The 18,982-nt window shown below is 32.3% G+C and carries 16 protein-coding genes and 3 tRNA genes; 7 read left to right on the plus strand and 12 right to left on the minus strand.

What is annotated here, in order from left to right; genetic code table 11:
- The first annotated feature begins 3 nt into the window (after positions 1-3).
- Genes U0R10_RS03930 through U0R10_RS03955 form a run of 6 tightly spaced genes read left to right on the plus strand, consistent with a single transcriptional unit; the run spans position 4 to position 4,066 of the window.
- Positions 4-570 carry a bifunctional nuclease family protein gene (locus U0R10_RS03930; RefSeq protein WP_377982648.1) on the plus strand — a complete coding sequence of 189 codons (567 nt, stop codon included), beginning with the start codon at positions 4-6 and terminating at the stop codon, positions 568-570.
- Complete coding sequence (locus U0R10_RS03935; RefSeq protein WP_377982649.1) at positions 567-1,439, plus strand: cell division protein FtsX; 873 nt, start codon at positions 567-569, stop codon at positions 1,437-1,439. The genes U0R10_RS03930 and U0R10_RS03935 overlap by 4 nt, the downstream gene beginning before the upstream one ends.
- Position 1,440: 1 nt before the next feature.
- Entirely contained in the window at positions 1,441-1,659 is a 219-nt protein-coding gene (locus U0R10_RS03940) for a DUF3098 domain-containing protein (protein ID WP_377982650.1), read from the plus strand.
- Entirely contained in the window at positions 1,652-2,440 is a 789-nt protein-coding gene (locus U0R10_RS03945) for an undecaprenyl-diphosphate phosphatase (protein WP_377982651.1), read from the plus strand. Before U0R10_RS03940 ends, U0R10_RS03945 begins: the two co-directional genes overlap by 8 nt.
- Positions 2,431-3,120, plus strand: a complete 690-nt coding sequence (gene truB, locus U0R10_RS03950; RefSeq protein WP_377982652.1) for a tRNA pseudouridine(55) synthase TruB — start codon at positions 2,431-2,433, stop codon at positions 3,118-3,120. The genes U0R10_RS03945 and truB overlap by 10 nt, the downstream gene beginning before the upstream one ends.
- Positions 3,104-4,066 carry a bifunctional riboflavin kinase/FAD synthetase gene (locus tag U0R10_RS03955; protein ID WP_377982653.1) on the plus strand — a complete coding sequence of 321 codons (963 nt, stop codon included), beginning with the start codon at positions 3,104-3,106 and terminating at the stop codon, positions 4,064-4,066. Before truB ends, U0R10_RS03955 begins: the two co-directional genes overlap by 17 nt.
- Here the strand turns inward: U0R10_RS03955 and pheA are convergent.
- Positions 4,040-5,119, minus strand: a complete 1,080-nt coding sequence (gene pheA / locus U0R10_RS03960) for a prephenate dehydratase (protein ID WP_377982654.1) — start codon at positions 5,117-5,119, stop codon at positions 4,040-4,042. The genes U0R10_RS03955 and pheA overlap by 27 nt on opposite strands.
- Positions 5,120-5,209: 90 nt before the next feature.
- On the opposite strand from pheA, the gene U0R10_RS03965 reads away from it, so the two are divergent.
- Positions 5,210-6,304, plus strand: coding sequence for a glycosyltransferase family 4 protein (locus tag U0R10_RS03965; protein ID WP_377982655.1), 1,095 nt, complete (start codon positions 5,210-5,212; stop codon positions 6,302-6,304).
- On the opposite strand, the gene U0R10_RS03970 is transcribed toward U0R10_RS03965, so the two are convergent.
- The 11 genes from U0R10_RS03970 to gltB all read right to left on the minus strand — a co-directional run bounded on the left by U0R10_RS03970 (position 6,264) and on the right by gltB (position 18,954).
- The gene (locus tag U0R10_RS03970; RefSeq protein ID WP_377982656.1) at positions 6,264-7,451 is read right to left on the minus strand and encodes an MraY family glycosyltransferase; all 1,188 of its coding nucleotides are present in this window, start codon (positions 7,449-7,451) and stop codon (positions 6,264-6,266) included. The genes U0R10_RS03965 and U0R10_RS03970 overlap by 41 nt on opposite strands.
- A complete protein-coding gene (locus tag U0R10_RS03975) occupies positions 7,448-8,011 on the minus strand; it encodes a WcaF family extracellular polysaccharide biosynthesis acetyltransferase (protein ID WP_377982657.1) in 564 nt (187 codons plus the stop codon). The genes U0R10_RS03970 and U0R10_RS03975 overlap by 4 nt, the downstream gene beginning before the upstream one ends.
- Positions 8,004-8,891 carry a glycosyltransferase family 2 protein gene (locus U0R10_RS03980; RefSeq protein WP_377982658.1) on the minus strand — a complete coding sequence of 296 codons (888 nt, stop codon included), beginning with the start codon at positions 8,889-8,891 and terminating at the stop codon, positions 8,004-8,006. Before U0R10_RS03980 ends, U0R10_RS03975 begins: the two co-directional genes overlap by 8 nt.
- A 3-nt stretch (positions 8,892-8,894) precedes the next feature.
- Complete coding sequence (locus tag U0R10_RS03985) at positions 8,895-10,037, minus strand: glycosyltransferase family 4 protein (RefSeq protein ID WP_377982659.1); 1,143 nt, start codon at positions 10,035-10,037, stop codon at positions 8,895-8,897.
- Entirely contained in the window at positions 10,038-11,183 is a 1,146-nt protein-coding gene (locus tag U0R10_RS03990; protein WP_377982660.1) for a glycosyltransferase family 4 protein, read from the minus strand. It abuts the gene before it with no gap.
- On the minus strand, positions 11,180-12,379 hold the full coding sequence (locus U0R10_RS03995; RefSeq protein WP_377982661.1) for a hypothetical protein: 1,200 nt from the start codon (positions 12,377-12,379) through the stop codon (positions 11,180-11,182). Before U0R10_RS03995 ends, U0R10_RS03990 begins: the two co-directional genes overlap by 4 nt.
- Positions 12,380-12,509: 130 nt before the next feature.
- Positions 12,510-12,583, minus strand: a tRNA-Arg gene (locus U0R10_RS04000).
- A gap of 63 nt (positions 12,584-12,646) precedes the next feature.
- Positions 12,647-12,720 (minus strand) — tRNA-Pro (locus tag U0R10_RS04005).
- 11 nt (positions 12,721-12,731) lie between these two features.
- Positions 12,732-12,818, minus strand: a tRNA-Ser gene (locus U0R10_RS04010).
- Between the two features lie 61 nt (positions 12,819-12,879).
- Complete coding sequence (locus U0R10_RS04015) at positions 12,880-14,379, minus strand: glutamate synthase subunit beta (RefSeq protein WP_377982662.1); 1,500 nt, start codon at positions 14,377-14,379, stop codon at positions 12,880-12,882.
- Between the two features lie 6 nt (positions 14,380-14,385).
- The gene (gene gltB / locus U0R10_RS04020; RefSeq protein WP_377982663.1) at positions 14,386-18,954 is read right to left on the minus strand and encodes a glutamate synthase large subunit; all 4,569 of its coding nucleotides are present in this window, start codon (positions 18,952-18,954) and stop codon (positions 14,386-14,388) included.
- Positions 18,955-18,982: the final 28 nt, after the last annotated feature.

An 18,982-nucleotide genomic window follows, 5' to 3' on the forward strand; every position in this document is an offset into this window, starting at 1 on the left:
CGTTTGCCTGCATATCATATCTTAAAAATTAAAGCCATTACTCCAAGCTCCATTGGAGCAAGTTCATTCGTCCTAATTTTAGAGAGTACCCATTCAACTAATTTATCTTTTCCTATTGTTATAGGAAACCAGGAGGCACAATCTATTTCAATTATTCTTGAAGGTATTTCTATCAAAAGACCTTTAATGCATGATTTATTTATCAATGTATTTAGTTTAATCGATGTTTCACTTGATTTTGTTGAGATTACTAGATTTAATGACGGAGTATTTTTTGCTGAGTTAAATTTATTAAATGATGATAAGCATATTGTCGTTGATGCTAGGCCATCGGATGCGATAGCATTAGCGATTAGATTAAATAAAGAAATAAGAATTCCAACTAGCCTTTTTGATTCTATTTGTATTAATTCGAGTGAGATAAGTGAATCAGGCTCAATTTCTGATGTTGACATCGTAATCTCAAAAAGTGACTTAGAAATGGAATTAAAAAAGGCACTTGCAGATGAAAATTATGAAGTAGCAGCAAGCTTACGTGACAAAATTGAACAATTGAATGCTAAGAAATGAAAAATAATACGATTAAATCTACTTCTATTAACTCAATGATGATTGCCTCCATTTCGGGTTTGTCATTTATTATTGGACTATTTTTTGTTTTGTTAACTGGTGCAAACTACTGGGGAGATCATTTAAAAAAACAAATGAATATCTATGTATATTTAGATGATTCGTTAACAATTAATGAAATTAAAGCAACAATTTTATTAATGAAGCGTAGTAACTATGTCAATAGTAAGGATGTGCAATTTGTATCAAAAGAAAAGACAGCTAGAGAATTTTTAGCTTCTTCACATGAGAATTATGAAGAATTATTGGGAGATGTTAATCCATTCAAGAATTTAGTAATTCTAGGTATCCAAGATTCAGTTAAATCAAATCTCAAATTGAATCAATTAGTAACTAAATTTAAATCTATAAATGGAGTTTTCGATGTAAGTTATCCAACTAATTTTCTATTAACATTATCCCCTAAAATTAAAGTCATAACCAGTATTATCTCTATTTTAAGTTTGTTATTGATTTTTTGGATCTATTTGCAATTGTCAAACTATGTGAGACTCAATATACACGCTAATCGTTTATTGATTAAATCGATGCAATTATTGGGTTCAACAAATGGATTTATTCTAAAACCATATATTTTAAATGCATTACTAATAGGTGTAATTGGGAGTATAATAGGATACCTTTTGATTAATATTTTACTATATTTTGTTACAATGCAGATTCCTGAAATTCAGAGTATTTATCTTGAAATCTCTAACCAAATACAATTATTTAGTGCTAATATTATTTTTTGTGTTTTATTCTGTTTAATCAGTACAATAATTGCGGTTAATAAATATTTGAAAACATCACACATTAATTTAATTTAATATGTCACCAAACAACAAACATAATTTACCACTCAATTCCGCAGATATAAAAATTTTGCTAATTGGTATACTTTCCATGATTGCAGGTTTTTTTATTATGACTTTAGATAAAGAACCTTTTGGATTCGGATTTTTAGGTTTAACATTAGGTCCAATTTTTGTTTTATTGGGCGTCTTTATACCAATTTTTTCTTTGTTTAATAAGCGTAAAAATGATTGATTTTTTCCAGACCATTATTCTAGGATTTATAGAAGGTTTAACCGAATTTTTACCAATTTCATCAACAGCTCACTTAATCGTAGGTGAACTTTTATTGGACGTTCATCCCTCCCCTTTTTTGAATTTTTTTACAATTTTTATTCAGCTTGGTGCCATTTCTGCTGTACCTATATTATATTTTAATCGTTTAACTTCATCCTTATTGATATATAAGTATATAATTATTTCATTTATTCCTGCTGTTGTCTTTGGAGTATTATTAGATGATTTTTTAGAGTCTCTTTTTCAAGGATATTGGTTTATTTGTATAAGTTGGATAATTGGTGGTTATGTATTGATTAATATTGATAAATGGATTGTTGATAATGAAGAAAATCCTAGTTCGATAGAAAATATGTCTATAAATCAGGCATTTAAGATCGGATTATATCAATGTTTAGCTATGATTCCAGGTGTTTCCAGATCTGGCGCATCTATTATCGGTGGTAGAATAGTAGGTTTTAAACATCGTGACGCAATTGAATTTTCTTTTCTACTAGGAATTCCTACCATACTTGGGGCTTGTGCTAAAAAGGTTTTAGATTACCGTGATAATATTGGTGAGTTTACGGTTGGTACAAATGGTATTTACCTGCTAGTAGCTTTTATTATATCATTTATCTTTGCCCTATTTTCCATTAAGTTTATGGTTAATCTGGTTAAAAATTACGGATTTAAATATTTTGGTTACTATAGAATTGCTATAGGCATAATCTTTGGTTTTTATTTATTGTGGAATTAGAACGAATAGAAAACCAATTTTATTTAGTTGACAAGCCTGCTACGTGGACTTCTTTTGACGTAGTTAGAAAATTGAAGAACTTAGGTAAGTTTAAAAAAATTGGTCATGCCGGAACTTTAGATCCTTTGGCTACGGGTCTCCTTATTATCTGTGTTGGCAAACACACGAAGAAAATAGAATATTTTCAAAATTTACCTAAAACATACACCGGGGAATTGGTCTTTGGAAAAACTACTCCTTCCATTGATTTAGAAACAGAATTTGATGGGCATTTTCCCTTTGATCATATAACTAAAGAGATGATCGAAGAAAGAATTTCGAATCATTTTATAGGTGAAATTCGTCAAGTGCCTCCAATTTACTCGGCAATTAAATTAGATGGCAAAAGACTATATAACTATGCCCGTTCTGGCGTAAGTGAAACTGACATAGATATTAAAATTAGGGATGCTTTTATTTATGATTTTAAAATAGATGCAGCTAGTTTTCCACTTGTCACGTTTGAAGTTGTTTGTTCTAAAGGCACATATATTCGTAGTTTAGTTAGAGACCTAGGTATTAGTTTAGAATCTGGAGCCTATCTAAAAAAGTTAATTAGAACTCAAATTGGTGATTATTGTTTAACAAACTCACAAGATGTAATGAATTTTAACCCATTAATCTATGAAGAAGTACTTTAGTCTAGAAGACTTTGAAATAGATGAAAATATTAATGGTTCAGTAGTAACTATTGGTATGTTTGATGGTGTTCATTTGGGTCATCAAAAAGTTATTGAAACGTGTTGTCATATTGCAAATAATCATAATCAACAATCTGTATTAATTACTTTTTCAAATCATCCATCTGATTATTTTTATCCTAATAATCCTAATCGAGCTCTATTATCCATTGAGGATAAAATTAATCAGATTGAAAAGACTAAATTAGATATACTAATCATTTTGCCATTTGATAAACAAATGGCCGATTTGTCAGCGAGGGAATTTGTTAAATCTATTCTTTTAGACAAACTGAATTGTAAGTCTTTAGTTTTTGGCTATGATAATCACTTTGGAAAAAATAGAGAAGGATCCCCAAAATTCATTGATACAGAATTTAAGAATAGCATTAATTCAATTATTGTAAATGAAAAGTTGATTGAAGATGATGTTGTTAGTAGTAGCCGGGTTAAATTCCTTTTACAGGAAGGTAATGTTAAGTTAGCAAATGAATATTTAGGGTACAGATATACTATTAATTCTACTATTGTTCACGGTAATGCGCTGGGGAGAACTATTGGATTTCCAACTGCCAATTATGATACTACTAAAATTAATAAAGTAATACCTGCTAACGGTGTTTATTTAACATATTCAACTTTAGAGATTTCAGGAAGAATGATATCGAAAATTGGATTAACAAATATTGGGATTAGGCCAACAGTTTCAAATTCTTTTTCGGTATCAATAGAGACTTATTTGTTAGATTTTGATTTAGATATATATGATTGCACTATAATTACTGAATTTATTCAACGAATTAGATCTGAACAAAAATTTGAATCAATTACTGATTTAAAGAATCAAATACAAATAGATAAAGCATATGCATTAAACTATTTAACACAGATTCATATAACTACCTAAAAATGTAATTTCTTCTTTTTTAGTTTCGATTAAATGTTCAATGTTTTGATCTAATTTATTGCCCTCCACATCTATAAAAAACCAAAATTTAAATTCATTCGTATCCTTTTGTGGTCTAGATTCAATTTTCAATAAGTTTATTTTTTCTTCTTCGAATTCTTGTAATAACTTAAGTAATGTTCCTGGCTTATGATCATCTTTTAATTTCACTGCGAAACTCGTTTTATCTTTACCTGTTTTTTTGAGGTTTTCTACTTTAGATAAAATAACGAATCTGGTTTGATTTGAATCATTGTCTTGGATATTATCAAATAATATGGGTAATCCATATATTTTGGCCGCAATATGAGAACATAGCGCAGCTGTTGACTTTGTATCATTAGCTAGTTTGGCAGCTTTCGAGGTTGAATCAACTTGGACAAAAAAATCATTTGATTTAGAACCAAAATAGTCGTTTAAGAAACCTTGGCATTGATTGAATGCTATATCTTTAGAAAATATTTGATTAATGCTTTGTAATGATTGCTCTTTGGTGGCTAGGCAAAAATTAACTGGTATAATTATTTCCGAAATAATGAAAAGGTTTCTTTCGTACAATAAATCCATAGTTTCTTTAACCATACCTTCTTGATTATTCTCAATCGGTACAATTCCATATTTTGCACGTCCTGTTTCTACGGAATCAAATATTGATTTAATGCTTGGCAGTGAAATGTAGTCTGCTACAGCTCCAAACCTTGACTCTGCAGCTTGATGTGTGAAGCTACCTTCTGGCCCTAAATATGAAATTAATTCAGGTAACTCAAGATTCCTTGAAACTCCAAAAACCTCTAGAAATATTGCTTCAATTGCTGATGCACTTAATTTTCCTTTATTTCTATTTATTAAGCGATCAATAATTTCTTTTTCACGATCAGGATGATAAATCAAGCTGTTGGACTCTCTTTTTATTATCCCGATTTGATTAACTATTTCCATGCGTTTACTTAACAAATCAAGTATCGCATCATCTATAGTATCAATATCTTTTCTTAACTCTGAAATTTCGCTCATCTAAACATATTTAGTATATCACTATAAAATTAGTAATTTTGACTGATTAGTGTAATCTATTTTTTCTAAACGCCATATATTGATTTTTCAATGTCAAAAATTAAAATTCTATTTTTTACAAATAACTTAAATAGAACAGGCGCTGAAGTCGTATTATTTAATCTAATTTGTAGGCTAGATCCTAATCAATTTCAAATAGGTCTTGTAGTGGTAGGTGAATTAGGACAATTAATCAGTGAATTACCTAAACATATCAATTATTATCAATTAAAAGAAAAATATAACCTATTTGATAAAGTTCAACACTATTTCGGTCAAGATTTATTAGCTAGACAATTATCTGAAATTCAGGAGAAAGGACAATATTCTATCTGGTATGTAAATAGTTTATCGCCTACTTTTGTTCTTAAATATGCTAAACCATATACTGTTACTACGGTTTGTCATATTCATGAATTGTCTTCGAATTATTCATATTTGTCAGATGATGATTTTATTAATGTATTACAATCCGATGTTGTAATATCTTGTTCTCAGTTAGTTTATGACCAAATTTCAAAAGGTTACCATGGGCGAATTGAAATCGTAAATTCAGCTATTGACACGGAATACATAGATGGTCTAAATTTAAATAGAAAGAATAAGAGACAAGAAATTAGAGTTGTATGTTCAGGATCTATATCTGATAGAAAAGGAACAGATTTGTTTATTGAGGTTGCTAAACAGTTTAAAGAAAAGAACTTTAAATTTATTTGGTTAGGCCATTATTCTAAAACTGGATATAGTGTTTGGATTAAGCAAATTCTCGAAAAATCAGGACTTTCAAATGTTGAATTTATTACCCCGACTACACAATTTCATTATTATACTGAAATCAATAACGCAGATGTGTATTTTTCTTCTTCTAGAGAAGAATCTCTTGGTCTTGCCATGATGGAAGCTCTTTATTTAGGAATACCCGTTATAGCGTTAAATTCAGGTGGTCCTTCTTTATTTATTGATAATTCGAATGGACTAATCATTAATTCGTTTGATGTAAACGACATTTCTTCTTCAATTGATCATTATATTGAAGAAAAAATTAATACTGACACTAGAGAATCTTTGATCAATTTCCCTTTGAAATTTAATTTATCAAATGAATTTAATCATTGGGAAGTTCTTTTGAAGTCAATTGTTCCTTAATCTTTTTCTCATCTACTATTTGTAACCTTTTTATTTTATCAATTTTAGTAAATTTTAGCCGATCCTTATCTTGAATCCTTTTGCCTAATACGAACGCCAAAATGCAGTAAATTCCAAATAAAACTAAGGTTGTAGCAATAAATTCTAAATTTGAAAAACTAGGTTTAAAGTAGAAATAGGCAGTTAATAATATACAGTTACATCCAACTAACCACGCTGTTGCAGCCATGTGTGAAATACCTTGGTCAATAACTATATGGTGTAAATGATTTCTATCTCCTTCGAATGGTGATTTCTTGGACAATAGTCGAATAATAAACATTCTCAATGTGTCAAACAATGGCAAAATTAAAATAAGCATCGCAAGAATAGGAGCATCATTTCCTAATTGAGGATTGTATAAATATGTACTGTTTAAAACGATGTATTTGACGGCAAAAAAGGACAATAAAAATCCTACTATGAGCGAACCTGTATCTCCCATGAATATTTTATTTTTAATAGACCAATTATAGCGTAAGAATCCAATCAAGGAACCCGCTAAAGAGAATGCTAATGTTGCATGCGCAAATAGACTCAAAGAGTAAAATAAATAGCCAAAACACAAGGAGGCCATCACTCCTACTGTTCCCGCTAAACCATCAATACCATCCAGAAGATTAATAGCATTTATAAGTGAAATAAAGATAAATGTGGTAAATAGAATACTTATAAAGTAAGGTATATTATTGATGCCTAGTAAACCGTATAATGAATTAATACGCAAATCACCAAGTGTAATTAGCAGCATTGATGCTGCAATTTGAATCAATAATTTCTTTTTAGGAGAAAGAATTAATATATCATCTTTAATCCCCAAAAAAAATAGAATAATTAAATCAGCAACAGCTAAATGAATTTCATGTCCTTCATACGGATTATCCCAAATAAAATAACTTATTAATGTGGCAGCGAAAATAGCAACACCTCCTAAAGTTGGTGTCAATGTCTCATGTGAGCTTCTTAGTTCAATCTCAGCCATTAAATCTTTTAACTTAGAAATATTAATAATTACTGGAATAGAGGCTACTGATATAATTAATGAAATAATTAAAGAAGAGAATATTTGAAACTCTTTATTTTGAAATAGCATTATGTAATCTTTCATATATGAACATCAGTAATTGAACGTGATTTAACTTTCACTGCGGGGTTTCCTTGATAAATAGCATATGATTCTAAATCCTTACTTGTTAATGACAATGCACTTAAAACAGCATGTGTATGAATATGTACTCCGCCAGTAACTACTGACTTTGCTCCTATCCACACTCCATCATCAACTTTAATCTCATTGGAAATTAGTGAAAAATCTGATTTTGTATAATCATGATTTCCTGTAATGAGGATTGCTCCTTGGGAAATACATACATGACTTCCGATATGAATAGATGAAATATTATCAATCCAACAGGATTCACCTAGCCAAACGTGATTACCAAGTGATAGATTCCAAGGAAATTTAATTTTAACCCAAGGTTTGATTATGGCTACATCTCCTATTTTAGCACCAAAAATTTTTAATATCAAGACCTTTAATCTATTGGGATAAGGAATATTTGTAAGGAAGAATATATTAGATACGAATAGCCACAAAGCGTATTTTATTTTTAAACTATATCCTACAAACAACACGTGATTATAACGTGAAAAGTCTACCTTATTCATCTAATTGCATCAAATAATCAACTATTTTTTGTGAATCAAAATTATGAACTCGTTCAATTTCAAACACCTTACAATCCACTAAATACCTATACCAGAAAACTTGTAATACATTCCAAATTACACCTTGTTTTCCATCTAAAAAGCCTAACCTAAGTATAAAGGAATATAAAAATAACAAAATAGGCCTTATAAACATTGGGAACATATTATAAATACTTTTCAATTTAAATAATAACAAATCCCGATTTGATGCTTTTTCTTTTATGCTTTGATTTTTTAAATACTTTTCCTTAAGTATTTCTATTGCTTCCCTATTGGAGTATAAATTATGTTTATTCGTCCACCATGTTAAGCTATTCAAATTATGATCAAAGAATATTTCCTTTAATTGCTTCGTATTAGGATGTTTTAATACGATTTTTTCGTCCATCCATTTTTCGTTGCAAAAACCTTCTCCAGTTCGCCATACGCGTAACAACCACATAGGATTTAAATTGCCATAATGTAGTTGTCTGCTCATAAATACAACTTTTCTTTGCAGATAAAAGCCATTTACATTACTATTCGAGTAAATATTGAGTGTATGTGCTAATTCGGATATCAACTTATCAGATATAAGTTCATCAGCATCTATTCTCAAAGTCCAAGTTGTTTCAAAGGGATTCGTTTCTATAGCATAATTTATTTGCTTTGAATGATTAATGAATTTATTCTGGCTGTAGAGTATATTATTAGATTCTAATATTGAAATTGTAGCATCAGTTGAATATGAATCAACGACGTATATTTTTGATGTTAACTTCAGTAAATTATCAAGCAGACGCGCTATATGAATTTCTTCATTATATGTTAAAACAATTATGGAGAGGTTTGTAATCATTTCTTAATTCAGTACTTTATCAATAAATTGTTTAGCAACAATCTCTGTACGATATTTTTCATTGAATAATAGTTGTCCATTCTTTTTTATAGATTCATGAAGGACTTTATTCCTGCTAAGTAACATCATTAGATTTGTGATAGATTCTTTATTTAAATCACATATTAAGCCAGCTTGATAAGTGATTATATCTTCAGAAAACCCTATAGTGTTACTATAAATTCCAGGAATTCCATAAGCAATAGCTTCTAAGGCAGCAATTGAAAAACCTTCTGAATATGAAGGAAGAATAAATACATGGCATTTTTTTAATAGATATACCTTTTCCGCATCTTTTACTTTATCAAGTATGTGAATATTCGCACTTGAATTTTTGCTTTCTTTAATTGAAATTTCCAATTCTACTTTGTAGCCATCATCCGGTCCTACAAGAAGTAATGTTGAACTTGAATTATTTCTTTGGAACTCAATAAATGCTGGCAACAATAAATCCAATCCTTTCTTTTTATTCAATCTTCCTAAATATAAAAATACTACTTCAGATGAATTTATATAACTATCTATTTTCTCTTTAAATTCTGGATTAACTTTTTTGTCAATTTCTATTATTGATATTCCATTGGGTATATATTCAATTTTTGAAGATAAGGATGGAAAGTTTGATTTAATAAATAACTCTTCATTTTTACTAATTACATGTATACAGTCTGCTCTAAACAAACACCACTTTTGTAAGAAAAACCAAAATATCTTCTTTGAATAACCTAACCTTTTAATTAGATAATCATCTAAAAAGCCATGTAGCGTGACAATTTTCTTTGACTTATTAGGTATTAAGAATGGTAAAATTGAACCAAAATTCCATAGACCGTGCGAATTAATATATTCATAACTATTTCTGTTTTTAATGAAACAAAAAAGTAATTGCCATGAAAAATCAGCTAAGAATTTAGTTAAAAATGATCTTTTAAATATAAATAAGCGTTGATTTTTGTTAAGAGGATAGATTGTTTGGTTTGAAATTGGTGTAGAATAAATATGTTGTTCATAATCGTATTCTAACTGAACTTTTGAATGAGAAAATATCACACTTGGTGGGCCCCCAGTTTCCCATGTATAATTACATAAATGTAGGATTCGTTTCATTTAAGCTATTTTTCTAAATGCAATTATAAATTCATCAATTAGTTTAGCTTCATCGTAAATTGATGCTATTTTTTTATTGATAATCACACTTGCATTAGATGAGGATGAATTTTTAAGTATGTAACCTTTCAAACGATTATACGATTGAGAATTTGATTGATCATTAAAATTAAAATCGTTTAAAACTAAACCGTTCATCTCATTTATTACTAAATCATCTGCACATCCACACGCGCTAGAACAAATAACAGGAATTCCCATTTCTAAAGCTTCATTTGCAACCATACCCCATGTTTCATTTAAAGAAGGTAAAATGAATGCTGCAGCAGATTTATAAATTTCTCCAAGTTGATTCCAATTTTTAGCGCCTTCTAATTCAATCGGCAAATATTCGCTTTTAATAAGGCTGTTTAATTTATTATATTCATCACCCTCACCTATAATTTTTATTTTATAATTTAAATTATCCACGACAAACATACGGGCTAATTCAATTAAACTAATTAAATTCTTTTCTTCCGAAAGTCTACCTACAAATAATAAATAGGGTGTTTCTTCTAAGTTTATTTCTATACTTTCAGAATGAAATTTTGATCTATCAAATGAATTCAAAAAAGACAAAATACGTCGTTTCGAAATACTAAATCTAAATAAATAATCATTTGATTTGATGCCATATGATAAAAAACCATTAGTAAGTTGAATTAATAGTTTTTTAAAAGACTTAATTATTCTTTTTGAAATAGTTTGGTTATGAAGTCTATTTGAATGAATTGATTCATTTGTCATTAACGTTTTTACATTAAATAACTTTGAATAAATAAGTACAAAAATTGTCCCAAGTTCAGAGTAACCCGTTAAATTGATAACATTAGGCCTGAACTTTATCGCATAATATATCCATAGAAACGCTGTACGAAAGGGATTTGAATCTTCTAAACTAGAATTGTTTAAAAGTATATAAGGATAGGTGTATTTGAAATTAGCAGCATTAAAATCTAAAATATTTAATCTACTTTTTTCACAAATTGATGTTTGAAGAACTAATAATTCGTCTCCAGTTTTATTAAATTCATCATAAATACCTTGAAATACTACAGATTTATATTGTGTCCAAAGTTGGTTATGTAAAATTAAAACTCTCATACCAACTTGTTTTGTTTTAATTCAATACCTAGGAATCGAATAATTACAATATAGCTTACCCAAAAAGAAAAATCCACAGGACGACCTGCCACAAATATTGCAATCAATGTATGGATATAAAACAACCCTATAAATACTTGAAATATATTCTGCGAACGAAGTGCTCTAATACTGAAATTTAATATTAATAAATTAAATGTAACGAAGGTTATCAATCCAATTATTCCGAAATTAATAAATGACTCTAAAACCGGTATGTCAATATATCTTTTCTTATATCCGTGTCCTAAAACAAACCCCCAAGGATCATTTTTCCATAAACTAAAAAAGAAGTTGATATTTACTACCCTGCCCATCGCTGATTCGTCAAAGTCGCTAGATTTACCTAAACTTAAACCCGTATTTACAGCTTTAAAAAACAAATTTTGAAATGAATTATAATAACCTGATACAAGTTTCCAAAGATTGAATTTTGCTTCGAAATAAAAGAGGATTAATGATAATACACCATAATAAGCTATTATATAGCTTTTGATATTAGTATAAATATCTCTCCATTTTAATACGTAAATCAACAATAAAACTAAAACTATTCCTAAAGATAAAATTGTGGCTCTTGTTTGAGTGAGGATAATCACCAAAATACTTACAAGTAAATTTATATGCGCTAAAAGCCTAAGAAATAGATTATCTCTACTTTCTTTTACTTTACCATTTAAAAAAATAAGTAAAGTCGAAATTATAAAACCTGCCAGTCCATTTCTGCTGTACACATGCGGATTTCCAGTAAATTCTCCTGAATTACTTTTGTATTGCACCGTAGCCCTTGCCCCAAGAACAAATTCCGGATTTGTATAAATGGAATACAATAAAGCAAGACTAGTGATGAAAGTGGTTAATAAGATGAGATTGGGTAAAAATTTTTGAACCTCATTATCAACCCGAAGTAAAAAAAAGAAGAAAGAAATAAGTAGGAAAAAATTGATACTATCAACAGCAAAGGATCGCCCTTCCATATTGTAGATAAAAAAATATAAAAGAGCTTGGCAAAAGAATACAGCCCCTACTTGCAGCAATAACAAGTTTGGTTTAAATCCTATTTTAGGATGTATTGGAGATAATAATAATAAAATTCCAAAACTATAAACTATGCCAGTAAACAGTGAACCGCCACCTAAGCCGACATAAGCTTTCAAAAAATATATAAATGGTGGTAAAATCCAAAGAAGTAGGATTCCGAAAGAATTCTTGAGTAAAGTTAATTTTCTCCCTAGCAAATTAGTAAAATAAATAACTGTTACATGAAATGTAAAAACTACTAATTAGTGATTCCGTTTGGATTCGAACCAAAGACCTACTGCTTAGAAGGCAGTTGCTCTATCCAGCTGAGCTACGGAACCTAAAATAAAATAAAAAGCCAATTTATAATTGGTGTAAAACACTTCCTCATAAATTGACTTTTGTCGGGGTGGCAGGATTCGAACCTACGACCTCTTGGTCCCAAACCAAGCGCGATACCGGGCTACGCTACACCCCGAAAATTGACTGCGGAGAGAGAGGGATTCGAACCCTCGGTACCGTTACCAGTACGCATGTTTAGCAAACATGTCCTTTCGGCCTCTCAGGCATCTCTCCTAGCATTTAAGAGAGCACAAATGTAGTAAATATATTTAGTATTAGAAATATATGGGGAAAATTATTTCACCATAACATCAAAACTAGATACAGTTTTACCTTCTAAACTCGTCTTACCCATTAAATACAAATCAATATTTCTAGCTGCTTCTCTACCTTCAGATATTGCCCACACGACTAAAGATTGACCACGTCTAGCATCCCCAGCAATGAAAACTTTCTCATTATCAGATTGATAAGTCGAATCAGCTATTAAATTTCCTCGTTCATCTGACTTCACCCCCAATGTTATTAATTGTTCGAATAAGCTTCCATGATCCGTATGTAAAAATCCTGCAGCAATCAACGCTAAATCACAAGGAATTTTTCTCATATTAATGACTTCTTGCTCCATTTTCCCATCATTCATGTTATAAACAATGTCTCCTATGATTAAAGCTTCTAACTCTCCCTTCTCATTCTTTACAAATTCCTGTAAAGATATAGACCATAAGCGCTCAACTCCTTCATCATGTGAAGTGGAGGTGCGTAACATGTTAGGCCAATTAGGCCATGGTGTATTAGATGCTCTATCGACAGGTGGTTTAGGCATAACTTCAATTTGCGTAATAGAAGCTGCTTTATGACGATTTGATGTTCCAACACAGTCAGAACCCGTATCTCCACCACCAATAATCACTACATGTTTGCCAGTTGCTTTGATATCTTTGTTAACATATGGCTCCCCTCTGTGGTTTACTTCTAAGGAAATGGATGCATTTCGTTTATTTTGCTGCGACAAAAATTCCATAGCAGGAAAAATACCAACAGCATCATTACCTTTAGCCGAAATAAACCGAGGAGTCGTACTGCCTGTTGCCACTAAAACTGCATCGAAGTTATTAGTTAAATGAGACAGTTTTTCTGACGATCCGATATTCGCATTCGTAATAAACGTTATTCCTTCTAACTTCATTACCTCTACGCGACGAGTAACTACGGTTTTGTCTAATTTAAAGTCAGGAATACCATAACGCAATAAACCACCAATTTGATCTGCGCGTTCATAGACAGTAACTAAGTGTCCTGCCTTATTTAATTGAGCCGCTGCTGCTAAACCAGCTGGCCCCGAGCCAATAACAGCTACTTTATAACCAGTACGAGTTTTAGGTATAAACGGAATTACCCAACCCTCCGAAAAAGCCTTTTCAATAATCGATTTCTCAATTAATTCTATGGCTACAGCTGGTTTATTAATTCCTAATACACAAGACGACTCACAAGGTGCAGGACAAATTCGACCCGTAAATTCAGGGAAATTGTTGGTTGTACTTAGAATATCGTAAGCATATTTCCAATTTTGTTCATAGACTGCATCATTGAATTCTGGAATGATGTTTCCTAATGGACAGCCATGGTGACAGAATGGTGTACCACAATCCATACAACGACTTGCTTGAGCAACCGTTTCTTCAGGAGTATTTAATAACTCAATTTCTTTGTAATCATTAACGCGCTCAGATACGGCTCTTTTAGGAGCTAATTTGCGGTCAATTTCCAAAAATCCTGTAGGCTTACCCATGCTCTATTATTTTAAATCTACTTTAATGTCTTGATATACTTTGTCCTTGTCAGATAACACTTCTGAGATGCTTAAATTCCGAGAATTAAGTGCATTCTTATAATCAACTGGTAATACCTTCTTGAACTGACTAGCTAAGGCATTGAAATTATCAAAGACTTGTTTCCCTTTTACAGACCCAGTCAACTCAATGTGTTTTTCAAGATACATCAATATGATATTTTTATCTTCTGGCGTTAATTCGGTTATCTCTACCATTTCGCGATTTACCTTGGCATCAAACGTATTTTGTTCATCTAAAATATAAGCCACTCCTCCTGACATTCCTGCACCGAAGTTTCGACCCGTATTTCCTAAAATGATCACTAAACCACCCGTCATGTATTCGCAACCATGATCTCCAATGCCTTCTACTACTACTTTAGCACCTGAGTTTCTAACACAGAAGCGTTCGCCTGCCATACCTGCTAAATAAGCTTCACCAGAAGTAGCTCCATAGAATGAAACATTACCTACAATAGAGTTTTCAGATGCTTTGAATGTAGCCAATGGAGATGGGTAAGCTACCAAGGTAGCACCACATAAACCTTTTCCTATATAGTCATTAGAATCCCCTTCAATCTCAAATTTGATACCTTTTACCGCAAATGCACCAAAAGATTGACCTGCAGTACCTTTAAATTTGATATGAATCGTATCAACTGGTAGACCTTTCTCAGCATACTTCTTCGTTATTTCGTTGGAAATAATAGTTCCCACTGAACGATTGACATTGATTATATCTAATTCACTGTACACTTTTTGACCATTATCAATTGCAGGTTGTGCTATATTTAATAACTGCCAATCCAATTGATCCGCTAATCCATGATCTTGTTCTTCCGATTTGAATACTGCCACACCCTCAGTTAGGACAGCTGGGGCCAAAATAGGACTCAGGTCTAGGTTTTTGAATTTCCAATGACTTGAAAGATCCTTCATTTCTAACAGATCAACACGTCCCACCATCTCCTCTAATTTACGGAAGCCTAATTCTGCCATGATCTCGCGTAATTCTTGAGCTAAGAAGTGAAATAAGTTAACCACATGATCGGCTTGACCTGTATACAAAGCTCTTAATTCTGGATTTTGTGTGGCAACACCTACTGGACAAGTATTTAAATGACACTTCCGCATCATTATACAACCTGCAGTTACTAAGGCAGCTGTGGCAACACCAAATTCTTCCGCTCCTAATAATGCTGCTACTGCGATATCCTTACCCGTTTTGATCTGACCATCTGCCTGAATCGTTACACGACCACGCAATTTATTCTTTACTAAAGTTTGGTGCGTTTCCGCTAAACCAAGTTCCCAAGGTAAACCCGCGTGACGAATAGATGATAAAGGAGATGCTCCAGTACCGCCATCATAACCAGCAATCAAAATATGATCCGCATGTGCTTTCGCTACACCGGCAGCAATTGTCCCCACGCCTGCTTCGGAAACTAATTTAACCGATATTCTAGCCGCTCTATTCGCATTTTTTAAGTCAAAAATTAATTGAGCTAAATCTTCAATCGAATAGATATCATGGTGCGGTGGAGGTGAAATTAAACCTACTCCTGGTGTACTATGACGTGTTTTACCAATCCAATCGTCTACTTTATGACCAGGTAATTGACCACCTTCACCAGGTTTTGCCCCTTGCGCCATTTTAATTTGAAGCTCAGTGGCATTCGTTAAATAATGCGCCGTAACACCAAAACGTCCTGAAGCTACTTGCTTTATAGCTGAGTTCATTGAATCACCGTTCGCTAACTTGTTAAAGCGTATAGGATCTTCTCCTCCTTCTCCCGTATTTGATTTACCACCAATACGGTTCATCGCAATAGCTAATGTAGTATGTGCTTCGTAAGAAATGGAACCAAACGACATCGCACCGGTAGCAAAACGAGCCAATATATTTTCAATAGGCTCTACTTCATCAATTGAAATTGACTGAGTAGATTTTAGCTTCAATAAGCCCCTTAGGGTAATTGATTTTTTACTTTGTTCGTCAATTAATTGTGCATATTTCTTATATACACTATAGTCATTCTTTTTTGTAGCCTGCTGGAGCAAATGGATCGTCTCCGGATTAAACAAATGTTCTTCTCCTCTTTGCTTCCACTGGTAGATACCGCCAACTTCTAATTTAGGAGATTCTTGCTTGCGCATTTGGTAGCCTGAAGTGTGTTTTATCAAAGCTTCTTTAGCAATCGTATCTAAATCAATACCTCCGATACGCGAAATGGAACCTGTGAAATATGTATCTACTACCTCTTTTCCAATTCCTAAAATCTCAAAGATTTGTGCACCCTGATAAGATTGCAAAGTTGAAATTCCCATTTTAGAGAATATCTTCAATAATTCTCCATTGACAGCTTTAATATAATTATATTCTAATTTATCGTAGCTCAAATCTTTGTTAACAAATCCTTGATCTTTCATCGCTTTGATTGTCTCAAAGGCCATATAAGGATTTATTGCACTAGCACCATAACCAATTAATGTCGCAAAATGATGGGTTTCCCACACATCGCCTGCTTCAATAATTATACCTACTTTGGCTCTTTTTTTCGTTCTATTCAAGTGATTATGAACAGATGCTAAAGCTAATAAAGACGGTATTGGAGCGTGTGAGCTATCAATACCGCGGTCTGTTAACAAAATAATAGAATAGCCGTCATCAACCGCATCTTCGGCATATTGATTTATTCTATCTAAGGCTTTCTTCAAGACACCGGCCTCATCAGAAGCACGGAATGTCATATGAATTGACTTTGTTTGGAAATTCTCGTGATCAATCCAACGAATTTTTTCTACTTCTTTGTTACGTAATACCGGTTGTTGGATCTCAATTTGCCTACAATGGGTTGGACTTTCTTCTAATAGATTAGATAAGCCACCAATATCAGACAAAAGAGACATAACCATACGCTCTCTTATTGGATCGATAGGAGGATTGGTTACTTGGGCAAAAAGTTGTTTGAAATATGAGGATAGATGTTGTGCCTTTTCGGATAATACAGCTAATGGAGTATCAATACCCATGGAACCTAAAGCCTCCTTCCCTGTTTCAGCCATTTGAGCTAATACAATACGGATATCTTCTGTTGTAAATCCAAAAATTTGCTGACGAGATACTAATTCAATGGCCTTCGGTTGTCTGTATTCAGAACCCGCCTCTGGAAGATCCTCTACGCGAATCTTATTATTTAAAAGCCATTCACCATATGGTTGTTGTTGACAAATTGTCTCCTTCAATTCTTCATCAGGAATGATCCGACCTTGTTCCATATCCACAACGAACATTTTACCAGGCTGTAAACGTCCTTTAGAAACAATCGTCGCAGGATCTAAATCTAGCACACCCGCTTCTGATGCCATAATGACATGGTCGTCGGAAGTAACCCAATAACGAGATGGACGTAAACCATTTCTATCCAAAGTAGCTCCAATCATCTTGCCATCTGTAAATGAAATGCTGGCAGGACCATCCCAAGGCTCCATCATGGCTGCATGGTACTCATAAAAATCTTTTTTGTATCGCTTCATACTCTCATTGCCATCCCATGCTTCAGGAATAAGCATCATCATGACATGAGGTAATGAGCGACCTGTTAGATAGAGTAGCTCGATCGCATTGTCTAATATTGCAGAATCAGATTGCCCAAGGCTACAAACTGGCAGAATCATATCTAACTCCTCAGGAGTAAAATACTTACTTGAGAATAAAGCCGATTGTGCTTGCATCCAAGACGAATTACCCTTTACCGTATTAATTTCTCCATTGTGAGCAATGAAACGGAACGGTTGGGCTAATCTCCACTCAGGGAACGTATTTGTAGAAAAACGAGAGTGAACTATTGCTAATGCTGATGTGAAATTCTCTTGAAATAAATCAAGAAAATAACCAGGCACCTGCATAGTTGTCAACATACCTTTATATATAATGGTACGACAAGACAAGGACGCAAAATAAAATTTATTATCTAAACCAGGAATAGTCTCATTCAATAACTTTGAAACATATTGTCTGAATACGTACAATTTTCTTTCAAAATCAATGTCAGTTTGACAATCAGCTGGCCTTTCTATAAATAACTGTTGTATTGAAGGTTCTGCATTACCTGATTCAGCACCAGATATCTCAGAATTATCTACAGGAACAATCCTGTAGCCTAAAATACGCAAACCTAATTTCTTAGATTTACGTTCTACCACTTCTTTACACTCTTTGATAAGAGTTTCATCTTTGGGAAAAAACACCATACCTACTCCATAGTTTCCTAGGGAAGGCAGAGAGAACCCCAAAGCACTAGTTTCTTCTAAAAAGAATTCATGAGGAAGTTGTACTAAAACACCTGCACCATCTCCTGAATTAGGATCACAACCACAAGCACCACGATGATCCATTCGAATAAGCATCTTAATGGAATCTTGAACAATTCGGTGAGACTTTATCCCTTTCATGCTGGCTACAAAACCAATACCGCATGCATCATGTTCAAATTCTTTTCTGTATAGACCCTTTTCGGAATTGCTATTCATAATGAAATATAATTTTTCAAATTAGAAA

It is taken from the genome of Aquirufa avitistagni, assembly GCF_042715545.1.
GTDB classification, from domain to species: domain Bacteria; phylum Bacteroidota; class Bacteroidia; order Cytophagales; family Spirosomataceae; genus Aquirufa; species Aquirufa avitistagni.

Coding starts and splice junctions, on each gene's coding strand:
- pheA (WP_377982654.1), bottom strand. CDS start 5,119: ATGAGCGAAATTTCAGAGTTAAGAAAAGATATTGATACTATAGATGAT.
- U0R10_RS03975 (WP_377982657.1), bottom strand. CDS start 8,011: ATGAATAAGGTAGACTTTTCACGTTATAATCACGTGTTGTTTGTAGGA.
- U0R10_RS04015 (WP_377982662.1), bottom strand. CDS start 14,379: ATGGGTAAGCCTACAGGATTTTTGGAAATTGACCGCAAATTAGCTCCT.
- U0R10_RS03985 (WP_377982659.1), bottom strand. CDS start 10,037: ATGAAACGAATCCTACATTTATGTAATTATACATGGGAAACTGGGGGC.
- U0R10_RS03935 (WP_377982649.1), top strand. CDS start 567: ATGAAAAATAATACGATTAAATCTACTTCTATTAACTCAATGATGATT.
- gltB (WP_377982663.1), bottom strand. CDS start 18,954: ATGAATAGCAATTCCGAAAAGGGTCTATACAGAAAAGAATTTGAACAT.
- U0R10_RS03990 (WP_377982660.1), bottom strand. CDS start 11,183: ATGAGAGTTTTAATTTTACATAACCAACTTTGGACACAATATAAATCT.
- U0R10_RS03965 (WP_377982655.1), top strand. CDS start 5,210: ATGTCAAAAATTAAAATTCTATTTTTTACAAATAACTTAAATAGAACA.
- U0R10_RS03980 (WP_377982658.1), bottom strand. CDS start 8,891: ATGATTACAAACCTCTCCATAATTGTTTTAACATATAATGAAGAAATT.
- U0R10_RS03955 (WP_377982653.1), top strand. CDS start 3,104: ATGAAGAAGTACTTTAGTCTAGAAGACTTTGAAATAGATGAAAATATT.
- U0R10_RS03945 (WP_377982651.1), top strand. CDS start 1,652: ATGATTGATTTTTTCCAGACCATTATTCTAGGATTTATAGAAGGTTTA.
- U0R10_RS03970 (WP_377982656.1), bottom strand. CDS start 7,451: ATGAAAGATTACATAATGCTATTTCAAAATAAAGAGTTTCAAATATTC.
- U0R10_RS03940 (WP_377982650.1), top strand. CDS start 1,441: ATGTCACCAAACAACAAACATAATTTACCACTCAATTCCGCAGATATA.